The organism is Microcoleus anatoxicus (assembly GCF_042465725.1).
GTDB classification, from domain to species: domain Bacteria; phylum Cyanobacteriota; class Cyanobacteriia; order Cyanobacteriales; family Microcoleaceae; genus Microcoleus; species Microcoleus anatoxicus.
The window spans coordinates 3,931,189-3,945,902 of sequence record NZ_CP120853.1 but is presented as its reverse complement, the minus strand read 5'-3'; the positions used below and the strand labels follow the sequence as shown (position 1 = coordinate 3,945,902).

At 42.3% G+C, this 14,714-nt stretch carries 15 protein-coding genes; 3 read left to right on the top strand and 12 right to left on the bottom strand.

Translation table 11 applies throughout. The features are described from left to right. Positions 1-149 precede the first annotated feature (149 nt). Genes P2A85_RS17135 through P2A85_RS17120 form a run of 4 tightly spaced genes read right to left on the bottom strand, consistent with a single transcriptional unit; the run spans position 150 to position 3,391 of the window. The gene (locus P2A85_RS17135) at positions 150-482 is read right to left on the bottom strand and encodes a DUF5615 family PIN-like protein (RefSeq protein WP_377474096.1); all 333 of its coding nucleotides are present in this window, start codon (positions 480-482) and stop codon (positions 150-152) included. Continuing rightward, on the bottom strand, positions 479-703 hold the full coding sequence (locus tag P2A85_RS17130; RefSeq protein ID WP_377474094.1) for a DUF433 domain-containing protein: 225 nt from the start codon (positions 701-703) through the stop codon (positions 479-481). Before P2A85_RS17130 ends, P2A85_RS17135 begins: the two co-directional genes overlap by 4 nt. 19 nt (positions 704-722) lie before the next feature. Next, positions 723-1,907 carry a DUF1822 family protein gene (locus P2A85_RS17125; protein ID WP_377474092.1) on the bottom strand — a complete coding sequence of 395 codons (1,185 nt, stop codon included), beginning with the start codon at positions 1,905-1,907 and terminating at the stop codon, positions 723-725. A gap of 5 nt (positions 1,908-1,912) precedes the next feature. Continuing rightward, a complete protein-coding gene (locus tag P2A85_RS17120) occupies positions 1,913-3,391 on the bottom strand; it encodes a hypothetical protein (protein WP_377474089.1) in 1,479 nt (492 codons plus the stop codon). Between the two features lie 3 nt (positions 3,392-3,394). Between P2A85_RS17120 and P2A85_RS17115 the strand changes: the two genes are divergently transcribed. The 3 genes from P2A85_RS17115 to P2A85_RS17105 all read left to right on the top strand — a co-directional run bounded on the left by P2A85_RS17115 (position 3,395) and on the right by P2A85_RS17105 (position 4,373). Continuing rightward, positions 3,395-3,697: a hypothetical protein gene (locus P2A85_RS17115; protein WP_377474087.1), complete on the top strand. Its 303-nt coding sequence runs from the start codon at positions 3,395-3,397 to the stop codon at positions 3,695-3,697. A gap of 89 nt (positions 3,698-3,786) precedes the next feature. Next, complete coding sequence (locus tag P2A85_RS17110; protein ID WP_341735333.1) at positions 3,787-4,023, top strand: DUF433 domain-containing protein; 237 nt, start codon at positions 3,787-3,789, stop codon at positions 4,021-4,023. Beyond that, entirely contained in the window at positions 4,020-4,373 is a 354-nt protein-coding gene (locus P2A85_RS17105; RefSeq protein ID WP_341735334.1) for a DUF5615 family PIN-like protein, read from the top strand. The genes P2A85_RS17110 and P2A85_RS17105 overlap by 4 nt, the downstream gene beginning before the upstream one ends. A 49-nt stretch (positions 4,374-4,422) precedes the next feature. On the opposite strand, the gene P2A85_RS17100 is transcribed toward P2A85_RS17105, so the two are convergent. From P2A85_RS17100 to P2A85_RS17065, 8 genes are all read right to left on the bottom strand, one after another. Further along, a complete protein-coding gene (locus tag P2A85_RS17100; RefSeq protein WP_377474085.1) occupies positions 4,423-7,245 on the bottom strand; it encodes a pentapeptide repeat-containing protein in 2,823 nt (940 codons plus the stop codon). 45 nt (positions 7,246-7,290) lie between these two features. Beyond that, the gene (locus P2A85_RS17095) at positions 7,291-7,656 is read right to left on the bottom strand and encodes a type II toxin-antitoxin system RelE/ParE family toxin (RefSeq protein WP_340518543.1); all 366 of its coding nucleotides are present in this window, start codon (positions 7,654-7,656) and stop codon (positions 7,291-7,293) included. After that, the gene (locus tag P2A85_RS17090; protein WP_377474083.1) at positions 7,646-7,900 is read right to left on the bottom strand and encodes a hypothetical protein; all 255 of its coding nucleotides are present in this window, start codon (positions 7,898-7,900) and stop codon (positions 7,646-7,648) included. Before P2A85_RS17090 ends, P2A85_RS17095 begins: the two co-directional genes overlap by 11 nt. 51 nt (positions 7,901-7,951) lie before the next feature. Further along, positions 7,952-9,793: a macro domain-containing protein gene (locus P2A85_RS17085; protein ID WP_377474081.1), complete on the bottom strand. Its 1,842-nt coding sequence runs from the start codon at positions 9,791-9,793 to the stop codon at positions 7,952-7,954. 226 nt (positions 9,794-10,019) lie between these two features. Further along, entirely contained in the window at positions 10,020-11,030 is a 1,011-nt protein-coding gene (locus P2A85_RS17080; protein WP_377474079.1) for a S1C family serine protease, read from the bottom strand. A gap of 294 nt (positions 11,031-11,324) precedes the next feature. Beyond that, positions 11,325-11,837: a hypothetical protein gene (locus P2A85_RS17075; RefSeq protein WP_377474077.1), complete on the bottom strand. Its 513-nt coding sequence runs from the start codon at positions 11,835-11,837 to the stop codon at positions 11,325-11,327. Positions 11,838-11,912: 75 nt separating this feature from the next. Beyond that, on the bottom strand, positions 11,913-13,277 hold the full coding sequence (locus P2A85_RS17070; RefSeq protein WP_377474075.1) for a DUF1822 family protein: 1,365 nt from the start codon (positions 13,275-13,277) through the stop codon (positions 11,913-11,915). Between the two features lie 17 nt (positions 13,278-13,294). Next, positions 13,295-14,587, bottom strand: coding sequence for a hypothetical protein (locus P2A85_RS17065; RefSeq protein WP_377474073.1), 1,293 nt, complete (start codon positions 14,585-14,587; stop codon positions 13,295-13,297). Positions 14,588-14,714: the final 127 nt, after the last annotated feature.

Sequence of the window (14,714 nt, the reverse complement as noted above, 5' to 3'; positions counted from 1 at the left end):
GCGGTTGAAACCGCTACTACAAAAACGAAGTCTGCCTCCGCAGACTAAGAAATAAAGGGGGTCTTTAAGTCGAATTTGGTGTTAAATTACGAAATCTTCCACGATACTCGCATCGCCTAAACAGGACTTACACATGGTTCCCAAATACCTCAATATAGGGTTAATATTCCCACCGATGAATCATCAAACAAGGTTTGAATATCAGTAATATGCCTTCTGAGTATCGCTTCAATTTCTGAAGTAGAACAGTTACCGCGTCTGAGCCAAATGATTTTAGGCGGAAAACCACGTAACATCAGAAGCTCGTTGTAGTCACTATCTTTGGTGGCGATCGCAAAATCATTATTTTGTGCATAAAGCCATACATCACTATCATCTACTTGCGCTAATCCTAAGTTATCTACATGATTTGAGTTAGGGAAAATATCTGCAAGCCGATTAACTAATCGGGGTGAGAGATTATGATCGAACAGTAGTTTCATAGCTGAACTAATAATGTTTGTCTTTCGCGATCGGCTGCATAGCTCAAACAAGCTAAAATGTCCTCTTGAGTCAAATAAGGAAAATCCTCAAGAATCTCTTGGTAACTCATTCCCGATGCCAGATAAGACAGCACATCGTAAACAGTGATTCGCATTCCGCGAATGCAAGGTTTACCACTTCGCTTGCCCGGTTCGATCGTAATTCGTTCCTGATAGTTCATAGTAAACCTGCCGCATCCTTTAAATTACGAAATCTTCCACGATACTCGCATCGCCTAAAGCTACTTTAACACTAAACCGTTCCCCAGGCTCACCGCTAAACTCCAATTGAATCCGATTATCAGCACTTCTAGATCGCGCTTCCAAAAACACCTCACCCGTATCATCCAACACAATCATCTGCACCTCCGGCGGCAAGTAAGTTTGACCACCACCGGGCCTTATCTGCAAAAGGATATTCCATTTATTGTTTGATTCAGGAGTAAAATAGACAATTAATGCCACCGGATGACCGACTAATTGAATTCCTAAATCTATCATTCTACCCCGTGCTTGAGCCTGTCGATCGCCCTCATTTCCTCCCGTTCGACTTCCCCCTCTAGCTGATGCAAAATTAACACTATTAACTGTCACTAATTCCTCCAACAACAACCACATTTTAGGGAAAATACCTTCACTCAAATTCACAACTTTTTGCATGGCAGATTCCTTCCCTATTCTCCGATGATAAAGCTGTTCCCTAAAATTATCAGCAGCTAACAGCGCACCCCACTGGGCAAAGGGCATCTTCAATCTAGGTGAATAAAGTGAAGGTTTGCCCAAGTCACCTATGAACCTTTCTACTTGGTTATGAGATAATGTCGGTAACGGTTGAATTTCGGCTTTCTGGGCAGGACAAAGTTGCTGAGAAACCCACAGAGTATTCAGGTTTTCAAAGATATCTTCTGAGTCGAGGGAATAAGTGCGATCGCCCGCATCATATCTCCCTTCAGTTTTCAGTTTGCGATGGGTAGTGAAACCCCACACCCGCAACCATCCATCCTCCAAATTTACCTGCACAGCCAGATAATAATCCGCCGCTAATGCAGGAATATCCACCCATTCTTGAGGCACGGAAAATTCATCAGTATCGATGGTTTCACTGGGAATGATTACTAGGCGACTTTTGCCCAAATTCAAGGCAAAACCAGTCACAAATTCCCACAGGTTTTCTGAGGATGCAAGTTGGACAGAGGTTTCGGATGCGGCTGAAAATTCCGGTGACAAAACTGCCAGGGTTAGCCGATTTAAGAAAGCGCGATGAAGTGCTGCTTCATAGGAGTAATTTTGGGTTGCAGACAAAGCTATTTTCTGTTGGCTTTCGGAAAACTCTAGCCAGAGTTGATGGGGACAGGCTAGGCTTAATTGTCCTAAAGTTAATGTCATTGTAATTATCTCCGTTCTACTGTTAACAGGGCGTAGGGGGCATTGGCTAAAAATTGTTCTACTAACAATGCTGATGACTTATCGATCGCGCTGAGAGAACAGGGTTTGAGTGCAATAATTTGGTACAACCAATTGTGTAATTCCGTTTGCAAAGTTGTTTTAACTTGCACTAATTTTCCTTGCAATTCAGTTGGTGTTATGTTAAGATTGTGGGCGATCGCTCTTTCGTCTACTCTCTCACATCCATAGTAGCGGCACAACAGGGTAATTTCCAACTTCAGGGCTGGATGCAGCTTTAAGGTGGTTTCCAAGAATTTGTACAGAATCGCGTTTTGGCAATACCAAGTCAGCCATTCATCAAGCAGAATTGATAGGCGATCGACATCTTCTACACTCAAGGTAACATTTGCTTGGGTTTGACTCCACTTCACCAAACTTGTTAACAGATATTTTTTGTAGCTAGTTAACTGTCGCGAAATTTTATATTGCTTGATGCCAAATTCTTTACCGATGTAACTTTGGTTAAATCCAGTAAAGCCATGTTCCAAGATTAACATTTTTCTGGCATTAGGAAAGTCACGAGAGAGGGAGACGATCGCACTTGCTAATTCAGTTGTCATCTGTTGCAGGCGATCGCCTCTTGCAGCATCTTGCTCTCCATACCATACTTCGTCCTCGAATCGATTGTTAATTTCTAATTCTAACTCTGGGTTTTCTGCATCCAGGGCATGAAATTGAATACGAGTAGATTCCCGCAGTGCCTCAACACAAGTTTGCAACAATGCTTTGACTTCTGGCACCGTGAATGGTTGAATGGAGTGGGAGAATTGTTGTTCGGTGCAAAATTGGGCGATCGCCTCCCATTGTTCCGCTGTTGGCTCCGGTAATCGCTGATTTATGCCTGCTTTAACTGGGGCATAAACTGCTAAAAAAGCTTGCCAAGTTAGGAGGCAACGGGATAATTTTGACTCTGGAATTCCGCAGTTTTGCAAAGCACTTTTCAGACCTTTTTTCGAGGTTCTCCGTAGCAGTCCCCAGTTACTTTGCCTTTCTGTTCCTTGGTTTTTACGCACTTCGCTCATAATAGCGTCCTTGAGACGCTGACTGAGATAGGTTTCGATTTGGCTTTTGGTGCGATCGAACTTAGTGCACAATTCTACCGCTCTGTCAACCATATAAAGTTTGGCAATTTGCAAATAATCTGCAAAAGTCAGCTCCGGTGTTTGGAAGGCTTCGTAAGTGGATTTCGCCGCCGAATAGCAAGCAACATCCACATAAGCAAGTAGATGATATTTCGCTAATGAGTTCGAGTTATTATTAGCAGCTTGGTTGCAGAAATATTTCAGTAAAACTGTTTCATCATTTAGCTCTGGATGCTGTTGCAGCAAGCGTCTTAGATTTTGTCTTAACCGACAATCCTGCACTGCGTGAGGATGGGAATTGACTTGATAGTAAGTCGAAAATCGATCGATTATGTTTGTCATTCTATGTGTCATTCTAGTGACTACTCCCAGATCAATTTTGAGTGGCTGAAGTTATATCGATCGCGATCGGGCAAATTATGCCATGAGGAAATGGCCGAAGTTTTTGGCGGCGACTTCAGTAAGGATGGGAAGTTGGGGATTGGGAGGGGTATTTGGAGTAGGGGTTTTCCAGAAACGGGGCTATCTGGAGTAGGGTGGGGCATGAGTACCTCCTTGGGGGGGCTGTATGGTTTGCTATATATGTATCGTGGGGATTTGGGAAATTTATGCAGTTTGGTTGGGAAGTTGTTTTTTGGGAGGTGTTAGGGATTTTGGGGGCTAGTACCAGCTTGGGACACCTCGGCAGGGTTTTGACAGATAGGTTGCTATAATTAATTCAGTTGATGAACGCTACCATGAATCACTCACTTTTGCAGCGAGTTACTATCGATCTAAATATCTGTCATGGCAAACCCTGCATTCGGGGATTGCGTTATCCTGTAGAGTTTATTTTAGAGTTACTGAGCTCTGGGATGAGTATGGAAGAGATTTTAGCAGACTATGATGATTTAGAACGGGATGATATTTTGGCGGCTTTACTATTTGCTACTCGGTTAACTCAGGTGAAAAGTATTTATAAAATTGCCCGATGAAGTTTATTGTAGATGCTCAATTACCACTGCGTTTAGCTCGTTTTTTACAAGGGGCTAGTTATGATACGATTCATACCAGGGATTTACCCTTAAAAAACGCAACATCTGATACAGAAATTAATACTATCTCTATTCAGGATTCAAGAGTCGTTATTACTAAAGATTCAGATTTTTTTGATACTTTTTTGATTCGCCAAGAACCTTATAAGTTACTGTTGGTGACTACTGGCAATATCACAAATGCAGAGCTTGAGGCACTGTTTCAAAGTAATTTGCCTCAGTTGGTTCAATTGTTTAGTCAGCACTCGCTGATTGAAATGAGCCGAGACGCGATTATTGTACATCAATAGTTTTACTTGGATCTGACATTATAAAAAGCTTTGTAAGCAACATCGAGCATTAAGATTTATGGCGTAAAGAGTGCCATGTCGGCGGCACTTCGGCGGGGTTTTGACAAATAACCGGCAACCACGAAGCACAAGGAAAGCGATCTTCTAGACTTTGCAACCTCTCCCGCGCTTCTCTTACTGCTAGATAGAAAGATTTACCGCTGGCGAAGGCGGTGAGGAAGTTTTTCAAGAATTCTTGTGCAACTACATCCGGCACCGGTTCTCGAAAAACAATAATTTGTGGAATGTGTAATTCAGCCAGTTGATTCGCTAATCCTAAGCCGTCACAAGAGTTGAAAATTGCAATTTGCAAGCCGCGTTCAATAGCTGTGCTGAGAGCATTTTTTAGATCGGGAATGCTTAGCTTATCCGTATCGTTGATATAAATATAACCCGTGCTGCTATCCATTTCGCTGGAACTGTGACCAGAAAAACAGAGAATATCCCAACCTTTTTCATCCCACAATCGTTCATCTAATTCTTGGCGGTTACGCTTGACAAGAAAGGATGTTTCTGCATCTAACTGTGCTAGTAACTGTTGGTCTTTATTCAGATTAATTTCTTTATCGCAGCCCAAAATTGATAAAATTCTGATTCTGTCTCTGGTAACAGCAGTTTTTAAAGGTCGATCGTAAAAAGGTGAACTTAAAGCAATTTCAGCTTTGCGGTAAGGCTTGAGAAAATCCCACAAATGCCAGGGTAGTTTCCGCACTTCAGAGCTTTGAGATTGAATGATGATTCGCACTTCATCAGAACGGTTGAATTTTTCGCGCAAGATGCGATCGATGGGTATAAATTGCTCGGCATTGAGCCATTTATTTAGTTTTTCCTCTAACTCTTCAGCTAATTTATGAATTTCTACTTGAGAAAAATTGGTTAGATTACCTTGCTTTCTCTCCATACGACTCGATTGGAGAGGTTCTATAAAACGGTTATATTGTGAATGCCAAAGATGATAAAATTCTACTAGATCTGGTGCTGGTGGCAACTGACCGGAATGTTGAGTAGGCAATCTTTCATCCTCAGTCCAAATTTGAGCGATAACAAAGGGAAATCCCGTTTCAAAATCACCAGATAGCAGTGTGAGGATAACTAAATTAACCGCTGTTGGCCCTTCGGCTATGGCTTGAACTTCAGACTCGTTAACGGGAATATTAAGGGCAGGTTTCGCCAGGATATCAATAATTTTTTCCATATTGGAACTTTGCTGAATCTCTCTCTGACGAGAGTCTTCTAGCTGCTGGCGATAAACCGTAATCTGCTCATCTTTACTTTCTAGTTTAGCCTGATATTTTTCCTCTATGGCTTTGAGTGCAACTTCGTAGTTTTGAGTAAATTCCCTATGAATCTTTTCTTTGTTGGTATCTGGGGGAACGCTGACTCTAACAACCACAACTCCATCACCTTTGTTTTCGATGCTTTGGATAGTGAGTTCGGTGTCTTCATTCTCAACTTGCACTTGTTGGAAGGCGGGGATAAAGGCTTTCCAGTCAACGCCGTTGCGGAAAATTAAATCAACAGTAGTTAGGACTTCTTGGAATAATTTGGTAAATTCTCCCGGTGCGAATTCGCCACTGCTGGGACGGCGTTCGCGGTCATCGGTTCCGGGCTTTGAAGATTCTAAAAGATAAATATATCGACAATCGACATTATCCAAATTAGTATTACTTTCTATATTCCAGGCTTCAAGGGAAGCACCTGTCATTTGAGCGCTGGTAAAGTCAGTGCCAATTGCTTCAGTGAGCGTTAAATTTGCCGCTTCTAAATTAGCGGCTTGGAAATTAGCCTCACTGATATTAGCTCCTTTTAGATTAGCGCTATTTAGGTCAGATCCTATCAAATTGGCTCCTTTGAGATTAGCGCCAATATAAGATTTTCCAGCGCCATTGCCAGTGACCAGTAAGTCTCGAATCAATGGGTTCGCTAAAATAGTTTTATCTACTCTGGCGCGATCTAATTTTTCTGTATTATTAAACCAAGCGCGCGTCAAATTTGCGTTGCTAAAATCAGTATTTTTAAGAGTTGATTGCGTAAAATTAGCATGATTTAAATCGCTTCCTTGAAAGTAAGTACCTTTTATAGCTGCATATTCGACGGCTAGATTTTTTAGCCATAAAAATCTCATGTCTTCAGCTTTAGCTCTCCAGCTAATATAAGTGGATATAAAAGTAACACTATAAGTACCAAATAGCATCCCAATTGCAGCCCCAGCCCTCACGTCTGCAAATTTGGGAGCAAAAGTTACAAGTAAAAGCCCGATCGCCGAGCCACACAAGGTCAAAGTCACAGCAAAAGTAAACTTTTCAGCTACAACTTCTGCAAAAGTTAAAGCTAATGCTAAAGCAAAGATAAAAGCCAAAATTAAAATTAAAACTAAAGCAAAACCTACAGGCCCAGCTACTTCTACGGACAAACCAAAACTAAATGTTAAAACCAAAACAAAGGTAAAAGCTATGCCCATAGATAAAGTAAAAACTGATTTAACCTCCTTAAAGATAAGAAGGCTGATAAAAGCGATGCAGGCTATTAAATAAAATATGCCCGGATAGGTGAAAAATTTTTCATATTTAGTGGCTAGAAAAGAGCCGACAAAAGCGCCCCCAACGGCTGCGGCAAATCCTGCTAAAAATGCGACAACTAATGAAAATGCTAGTAGTAAAAATTTCCATTGGCTTGGTAATCCTGCTTTAGCATGGCTAAAAATCGCACCTATCAAGATAGAATCAGTAAAATTCGCCCCTCGGATATCTGCGTAGGAGAAGTTTGCACCCGTTAAGTCTTGACCTTTGAAATTGCGTCCTCGGAGATTTTGACCAGAAAAGTCTTGAGTCATATTTAGTTACACATAGGTAAATAAAACAAGCAGTTATAGAAAACATTAAGTATCATCTCGATCGCACTCGGCTAAGATACTCAAAACCTCATTAGGACTAATATCTTCTCGGTTTGATTTAGAGTAAATAGTCAGGAGAAGTATGCTCATTTGTGACTCAACTTGATAGATAAGTCGATAACCCGCACTTTTCCCTTTTTGGATGTCGCTATTTTTAACTCTCACCTTGAAGATTACATAATTTTCACCCATCCCAGAAAGGCGATCGCCTGTAAAGTTGCCACCTTGAAATTGTTCAATAATTGGCTGAGTATCTAACCGGATATTGCGATATTTTTTGGATAATTCCCGTAAATTCCGTTTATACTCAGGCGTTAAATCTATCTGGACAAAAGGCGTGTTATTCGACATCTATTCCCTCCCACATTTCAGAAAGGGGGATGCGTTGTCCTGATTTAGCTTGCTTTAATGCTCGCCGGAGACTCGCTTTTACTTCTTCAATGGGAGTATCATCAGGATCGATTTCAACTTCCTCTGTTACTTCGGGAAAAAGTACGATCACTCGCACGCGACTAGGGGGGAATTTTTCAATGGGGTAGTCAAGGGATAAATGGCCTTTTTCATCCAGGGTTCCTGTGACTTCAACTGCTTTCATTTGGTTGTCCTCAATTTTGTATCTATTATATTACATTCAACATTAGCGAAGTCATTTCCTGAGTTGAGAGCCACAGCTTTCGCAAAACATAACATCGGCAACATTTTCAGAGCCGCAATACTGACAGTAAATTTTCATTTCTGAAGATTGGACATTATTCAGCAATTCTGAGACTTGAGCATGAAAAATGGAGATTATATTGCCTGGTAGCTCAGGACGTGCATACAGCGCTAAAATTACGAGAGCGATACTTGTTTCACCCCTTAAATGAGAAACAATCTCAGAGATCATAGCAAAAGCTGATTCCTCTGGTGATAGACGAGCTGCTCCTGTGGCCAGCGCAGGAAATGCTATCGAGTGAAAACCTAATCGATCGCAAGTATTAAGGCATTTGGTTGTTACGTCTCTAATTAAATCAATGTTTGTAAAAGCCGGATTATAATTATTTAAAACAGCACAATGAAAAATTTTATTGGCTTTGAGTTTCCCAGCTTTGGTAATAGCAATACTTCCTAACTCAACAGGGGATTTTATTCTCACTTCTTCCCATACACTGTTTCCGCCTCCTATCAAAATCGCTTTTGAAACACCTCCTCCCATAGAAATATCAGTATCATCTGAGCTAACAATTACATCGACATTTAGCGTAGTAATGTCACAGTATTTGATGATCAGTCTTGATCTACCAATCAGGCCCTCAAAAAAAGGTTGATCTTGACTTCGCTTACTTTGGTTTTTACTTAAGTTAGGCTGAAAATATGATTGATTCATCTCATCCTGAGCGCATGGCTGATTCACTTGATCTTGAACTTGACTAGATAACTCTTGCCAACTCACCGGCTCCTCAGCGGGATTCTGACAAAGAACCGGCAGCCAAGTTGCACAAGGAAATTCACCCTGCACGCTTTCCAACCTTTCCCGCGCTTCTCGTACTGCTAAATATAGCGATTCACCGCGAGCAAACGCCTCAAGAAAACGCTTTAAAAATTCTTGAGCCACTACATCCGGCACCGGTTCTCGCATCACAATTACCTGGGGTATATTCAACTCAGCTAACTGCTTGGCAATTCCTAATCCATCGCAAGAGTTAAAAATTGCCAACTTTAATCCCCTGCCGATTGCGTTTCTCAGAGCAGCTTTCATATCCTTAACTTCTAAACTTTCCCCTTGTTTAATAAAAAGTTTTCCTGTAGTAGCATCAGATGCGCTCAGACTATGACCTGCAAAAAACAAAATATCCCATCCGCCCGCATCCCAAATTGCATCGTAAACTTCTCGGCGTTCTGGTTGCATGAGAAACACAATCTCGGCATTGGGTAAATTTCTTTTTAACTCGTGCTTATCCCTCTCTAAATTAATTCCCGTACTGTCACCAATAATTGCCAAAACTCTCACCTGATTTCTATTTCTCTGTGAGTCTATTTGCTGATAAGCAGTAGAACTCAAAGCTACTTGCGCTTTCTGGTAGTAGTCGAAAAACTCCCACAAATGCCAAGGTAAGCGCCGTAAGTTCAAGTCTTCAGTTTGAATAATTACTCGCACTTCTTCATTTCGCGAGACTATCCTCCCTAAAATATTTATCGCACGAGAAAATCCAGGAGATGTGAGCCAATCATTAAGCTGTTGTCTTAAAGCATCGCTGTCCGCTTCTAAATCGCAAATAGAATAATTTGTTTTCTGTCCTGACTTCGGTTCAATTCGCACCCTTGACCCCATTTGACGGTATTTTGACTGCCAAGTATTGTATAGCTGCGGAATCTGCGGTGCCGATGGCAAATTGCCATCAATTTTTTTTAGCGGGCGGTGGTTATCTTCCTTAATTTCCAAGCTGACGTGCTGAAATCCTTGCTCGCAATCACCCGCTATAAAACTCAAGACAACTATTTTACCCATTCCTATTCCCCTGAAACCCTTAGATATAATTCAACAAACAATTCATCTTAAAATTCACAAAATAAGTGACATTAACTCAATAATTATTAGTGATGTTCAACAATTATTTTTTTTTCACTCTCCCTTCATCCACTTCCCAGGCAAATAGCCCGCCGTATCATCCACTAATCTTAGCAGACTCCGGCGGGTTTAAAATTAATTTCAAAAATTTTTGCGATCGATCGCACTAAAAATTTATGCGAACTTCCCGTAACTGTCGATCGCGCTCCACAGTCAACAGCATTGTATCAGGGCCGCCGTCCAAAAACCGCAACAACTGGTCAATTTGTCGCAACCGGCTGCCGTTAACTGCCACCAGCCGATCGCCCCGTCTCAATCCCGCCACCGCCGCCACAGAACCCCTTTCCACCGACTCGATGGACAAATTAGAGCGATCGATATTCACCCCCAAACGTCTCGGAGAACCTGTCTCGGACGAATTTGTTTCCGGGGAACTTCTTCTAGCAATTACCTGTTGGATAAACCGTTGCGCCACGGGTGCGGAAGTTGCAAAGCCAATCCCCGAATTACTGCGGCCGTCAGGACTCAAAATCGCCTTATTTACCCCAATTAATTGACCTTGAGAATTGAGCAACGGGCCGCCAGAATTCCCAGGATTTAAATTTGCATCCGTCTGCAAATCTCCATTACGCCCAATGCGACTGAGAATTCCCGTTGTGAGAGTTCCCGACAGCCCAAAAGGACTGCCAATGGCGTACACCCGCTGACCTACTTGAATCCCTGAAGTTTCAGCTACAGGAATCACCGGAAAGCGATCGTTTGTTTCCAATTGAATCAAAGCTAGATCGTTAGCGACATCTGTTGCTAGCACTCGCCCCCGATAGCGATTACCATTACTGTTAACAACTGCCACTAAACCCTGTCTCGCACCCCGAACAACGTGTTCGTTTGTGAGCACTAAACCGTCGGCACGCACCACACTTCCCGAACCAGAACTACCACCAGCATTAATCGTCACAAATGCGGGCAGTGCCCTTTGATAAACTTGAATTCCCACTTGTTCCGAATCCCCACGAATAGCAGGTTGAGGGGAAGTTTGGCGGTTTTGAGCGAGGATGGGTTCAGCAGGAGAAATGGCGATGGGTAGAGGCATCGCAGCTTCTAGTTTATTGCAAGCAATATTGGCGATCGCCACCAGGGAAATCATCGGAAAAATGATGACAGATTGAAGTTTCACAGTATTAATTAAAAGCTACAAATTAACCAGGAAAAAGTCTAATGACTCTTTCAATATTAAGGTGTTTTGTTTATTGCTCCCTGAGCGGAGTCGAAGGGAGCAATGAACAAAGCTACTTGGCGGTTGCTATAGTTTATATAGCAGTCCTTGCAGGAGTCGTAAAGTTTTTTACCCCACCCCAACCCTCCCCTTATTAAGGGGAGGGAGCAAGAAATTCACAAATGATTTAGGATTGCTATAGTGCGAATTTTAAATCGAGAAATCTGTGGACTAAAGTTCGCATTACAAACATTTTTAAATCGCACAACCGGCCCGGCGAATTCTATTCAAACCGCCGCAAGAATCAGAATCGCGGCGACTGCATTCACCAGCAAGCTGCATAATTGCCGACATCGGCGGGCAGCCTCCACCGTTGCGATTCATCGGAAACATTTGGTCGAGCATGATACCACCTTCGACAAACATTCCATTGCCACCACCAAAGGAAATGGGAATCACACCGGTGGCAGCCCCAGTACCGCAAGTTGTCGGCTGAATGGTTAAATCTGCCCCTCGATTTGAGGTTCGCCGGAAGGAATTTTGGAGGGTGCTGTTGGGGATACAAACGTTCATTGTTTGACCGCTAAAGCCCACACCTCCCATGCCGCCGTGCATCCGCACCTGGCCGCAAGACATGGATTCGCCAACTGTCAGTTGGGCTTTGGCTGCGGTTGTTGAAAGGGCTAAAATAGCTACAAGGGAGACGAAGCCAGAGAGGGGCTTGAAGCTGAACGGGGCTGGTGTTTGGCTATTTGAACGGGCGAGCATTTTTGGCACTCCTTCCATCGATCGTGAATGTTGGTTACATTTCTTAATCGGGCCAAGGATGACAAATTATGCAGGCTAAATTGTGAAATTATCCGTAACACTCAAATCACCGAGCGCTACCTTAATGCTGAAAGGCTCTCCTGCTTCACCGCTGAATTCCAATTGAATCCAATTATCGGCACTCCGCGCTTGAGCCTCCAAGAAAATATCTCCCGATTCACTATCAATTACAATCAGTTTTATCCCCACTGGCAGATAAGTTTGTGCAGCAGATAGGGGATACAATCTGATGAGAATATCGGTTTTTTCGGCGGTTTTTTGGCAATTGACAATCAATACAACAGGATTACCCGCCAAGGAGATTTCTCTCACCTTACTTGCGCTAAGGGTTGGCGATTCGGTGTCAGCAGTGCGGGAACGGGGGGCGCTGGCAAATCTAAAAATTAGATTTCCTTCTTGGTTGCTTAAAAATGATTCCAGACTCTGCCAGTTGTATTGAGAATTACTTTCAGATTTTTGCAACCATTCATTTAAACTGATTAGACCAGTAGTAGTTGGGGATGGGGGAACCATTGCAGCTTGTGGAATTTGCCCTGGGGCATCACTGCTTTGATTAGTTGAAGACTCGGAATTAACAGATTCATCTGAGTTATCCTCACCCCAAATTTCATCTAATTTTTCTAGCAATTCTTCAGCTAAATCTTGCAGTTCCGTTTGTTGTGAATCATCAAATTCTTCTCGATCTGCAACAGGTGTACTACCTCTGAAAGAAACGCCTTTTGTTGTTGGCAAATAACTCGCTAAAAACTCCCCGCCCGCATAGCGTCGCTCGTATTTGTTATAGGTGCGATATATCCGCTCCATTTCAGTGACGATTTCAGGCAGAGATTGTTCGTTCAATCTCTCTCTAACTTTCACCGCTACGGGGTTATGACTCTGAAAAAAAAATAACGCGGATTCTATTCGATCAAGATGATCTATCAGTGTTTCTAGTGGCTGAAAACTATCAATAGAAATGTGTTCCATCATTTCTAAAGGGTTGATGGTTGGGTAAAAGCCCAAGAGAGTTGCTTCTCTCGATGATTCATCTATTTCTACAGCAACATAGCCGATACGATTTTCCCAAGTGTCCGCCGGAATATAACAGTTTTCATCGGTTGGTAACACGGGACGGCATTCTAGTTTCCCAATACCTGTGATTTCGAGATCGGCTACATCCATCAAAGTTTGCATGACTGGATTTAGACTATCGGAAGCTTCTAAATCGGTTTCAATTCCCAAACACTGACAGTAGGTATCCACTGCATAAACTGCCAAAGTATTTAGATAAACTTGTCTGGCTTTTGCTGGACTTTCATATTGCTCTTGAAAGGATTTTGCTAGTTTCAATGCTTTTGATGTCAGGGGTACTGCAAACATCGGGTGACTGGTGTATGTCATGGCTGTTTTCTCCTAATTTAGTCTTCGGTGTTGTTTTTATTTCTGCGAGTTCGCTTCTGCGGTTTGGGTATCAGTTGAAAGGAACTGATACCGTCGAGGTAAAAATATATCAGTTCGGTGACATTGACTTGTAACTGTCTGGCAAGAATTGTCCAAGATTGCACCCCTTCCAATCGCGATCGAATTATTCCTTTGAAAGTAATGTTAGGGCGATCGGGCATTCTTCTTCTATTATACTTCCCTTCAGAGTCGGTGACAATTTGTTCGATCGCAGATTGTGGCAAGGCTAATTGTGCTTCTAAATACTCTTGGATGATTGGCTTGAAATAAGAGCAGGCACGGGTGTAAAAAGGACTGATTGTTGTCTGAGCGTTGACGATATTCCCAAAATGTTCTTGAATTTCTTTTATGCTAGCCTGTTGAGACTTTAAAATGGCGATCGCACGAAAGTTAACATCAGGAAGCTTTTGAATATGCTTGCCCCTGAAAATACCATCTGGATCTTGATAGATGATTCTAATCACCTCTGGAGATGGCCTTGAGTCGGCTTTGGTTTTAATTCGATCGAATCTCGTTTCACTTGCGCTATTACCATCTGGATCTGCAATCGGTGCATCCCCTGAAACTAGGTTGAGTCGCTGGCGGATGATATCAATAAAGCGGAATTGTAAATAACGAGCAAACCAGTTCCAAAACTTGAGAGGTCGATAAAGTTGCTGGACTTCATCGCAGAAAGTATTCCAGGTTTGTTGTAAATCAACTTCGCTATTTTGAATGTTTTGGCATAGATTTTCACAGGATTGAGCTAGGCTTTGAGCTTTTTCTGGCGGATAGATTTGAGTTTTCTTGTTTTTTCGTCTTTGTATAAAGCTGCGGCGAAATCTTTCTACTTGTTGGTTGAATTCAGAATAAACTTCGGGAGTTCGCTGTGATGGTGATGTTTCGCTAAATTTCAGCCATGCTTGATACAACTTGGAATCTACTCCTTTATTGAAAATATTAATATTGTTTAATATCTCTTTCTGAGTAATTTGTAAAACATCAAGCCAATCGTTCTCAAAATCACCTTCTAAAATTGCCAGATATCTGTCGCGATACCGCTTTTTGATGCCAGCTAATCGGCGTTTTGCCTCATCATCTCGGCATTTTTCCTCATCATCTGTAGTTTTTTTGTCACGTCGTAAGCTTGAGCCAGGAAACATAATACCCCACAACTGCTGTATAATTTTGCGCTTTCTTGGATCGGTATTTTTGGGATATAATTGGGCCTGGGATACAAGTTCTTGGAGGAGGCGATCGAGTTCGTGCATGGGGCGATCGGGTTCAGCAAAAAAGGGATGCTCTCAATTATACCCGGAAAGCACCCCCCACCAAGACCAGAAACCGGGTTTCTCTGAAAAATAGTCGGCTGGAAACTAGATATCTACGCAGAAACCC

What these genes read in the sequence shown, in the direction of transcription:
- P2A85_RS17115 (WP_377474087.1), top strand. Translation starts at nt 3,395, where the DNA reads ATGTGTCATTCTAGTGACTACTCCCAGATCAATTTTGAGTGGCTGAAG.
- P2A85_RS17095 (WP_340518543.1), bottom strand. Translation starts at nt 7,656, where the DNA reads ATGTCGAATAACACGCCTTTTGTCCAGATAGATTTAACGCCTGAGTAT.
- P2A85_RS17090 (WP_377474083.1), bottom strand. Translation starts at nt 7,900, where the DNA reads ATGAAAGCAGTTGAAGTCACAGGAACCCTGGATGAAAAAGGCCATTTA.
- P2A85_RS17065 (WP_377474073.1), bottom strand. Translation starts at nt 14,587, where the DNA reads ATGCACGAACTCGATCGCCTCCTCCAAGAACTTGTATCCCAGGCCCAA.
- P2A85_RS17120 (WP_377474089.1), bottom strand. Translation starts at nt 3,391, where the DNA reads ATGACAAACATAATCGATCGATTTTCGACTTACTATCAAGTCAATTCC.
- P2A85_RS17110 (WP_341735333.1), top strand. Translation starts at nt 3,787, where the DNA reads ATGAATCACTCACTTTTGCAGCGAGTTACTATCGATCTAAATATCTGT.
- P2A85_RS17125 (WP_377474092.1), bottom strand. Translation starts at nt 1,907, where the DNA reads ATGACATTAACTTTAGGACAATTAAGCCTAGCCTGTCCCCATCAACTC.
- P2A85_RS17070 (WP_377474075.1), bottom strand. Translation starts at nt 13,277, where the DNA reads ATGACATACACCAGTCACCCGATGTTTGCAGTACCCCTGACATCAAAA.
- P2A85_RS17085 (WP_377474081.1), bottom strand. Translation starts at nt 9,793, where the DNA reads ATGGGTAAAATAGTTGTCTTGAGTTTTATAGCGGGTGATTGCGAGCAA.
- P2A85_RS17105 (WP_341735334.1), top strand. Translation starts at nt 4,020, where the DNA reads ATGAAGTTTATTGTAGATGCTCAATTACCACTGCGTTTAGCTCGTTTT.
- P2A85_RS17075 (WP_377474077.1), bottom strand. Translation starts at nt 11,837, where the DNA reads ATGCTCGCCCGTTCAAATAGCCAAACACCAGCCCCGTTCAGCTTCAAG.
- P2A85_RS17100 (WP_377474085.1), bottom strand. Translation starts at nt 7,245, where the DNA reads ATGACTCAAGACTTTTCTGGTCAAAATCTCCGAGGACGCAATTTCAAA.
- P2A85_RS17130 (WP_377474094.1), bottom strand. Translation starts at nt 703, where the DNA reads ATGAACTATCAGGAACGAATTACGATCGAACCGGGCAAGCGAAGTGGT.
- P2A85_RS17135 (WP_377474096.1), bottom strand. Translation starts at nt 482, where the DNA reads ATGAAACTACTGTTCGATCATAATCTCTCACCCCGATTAGTTAATCGG.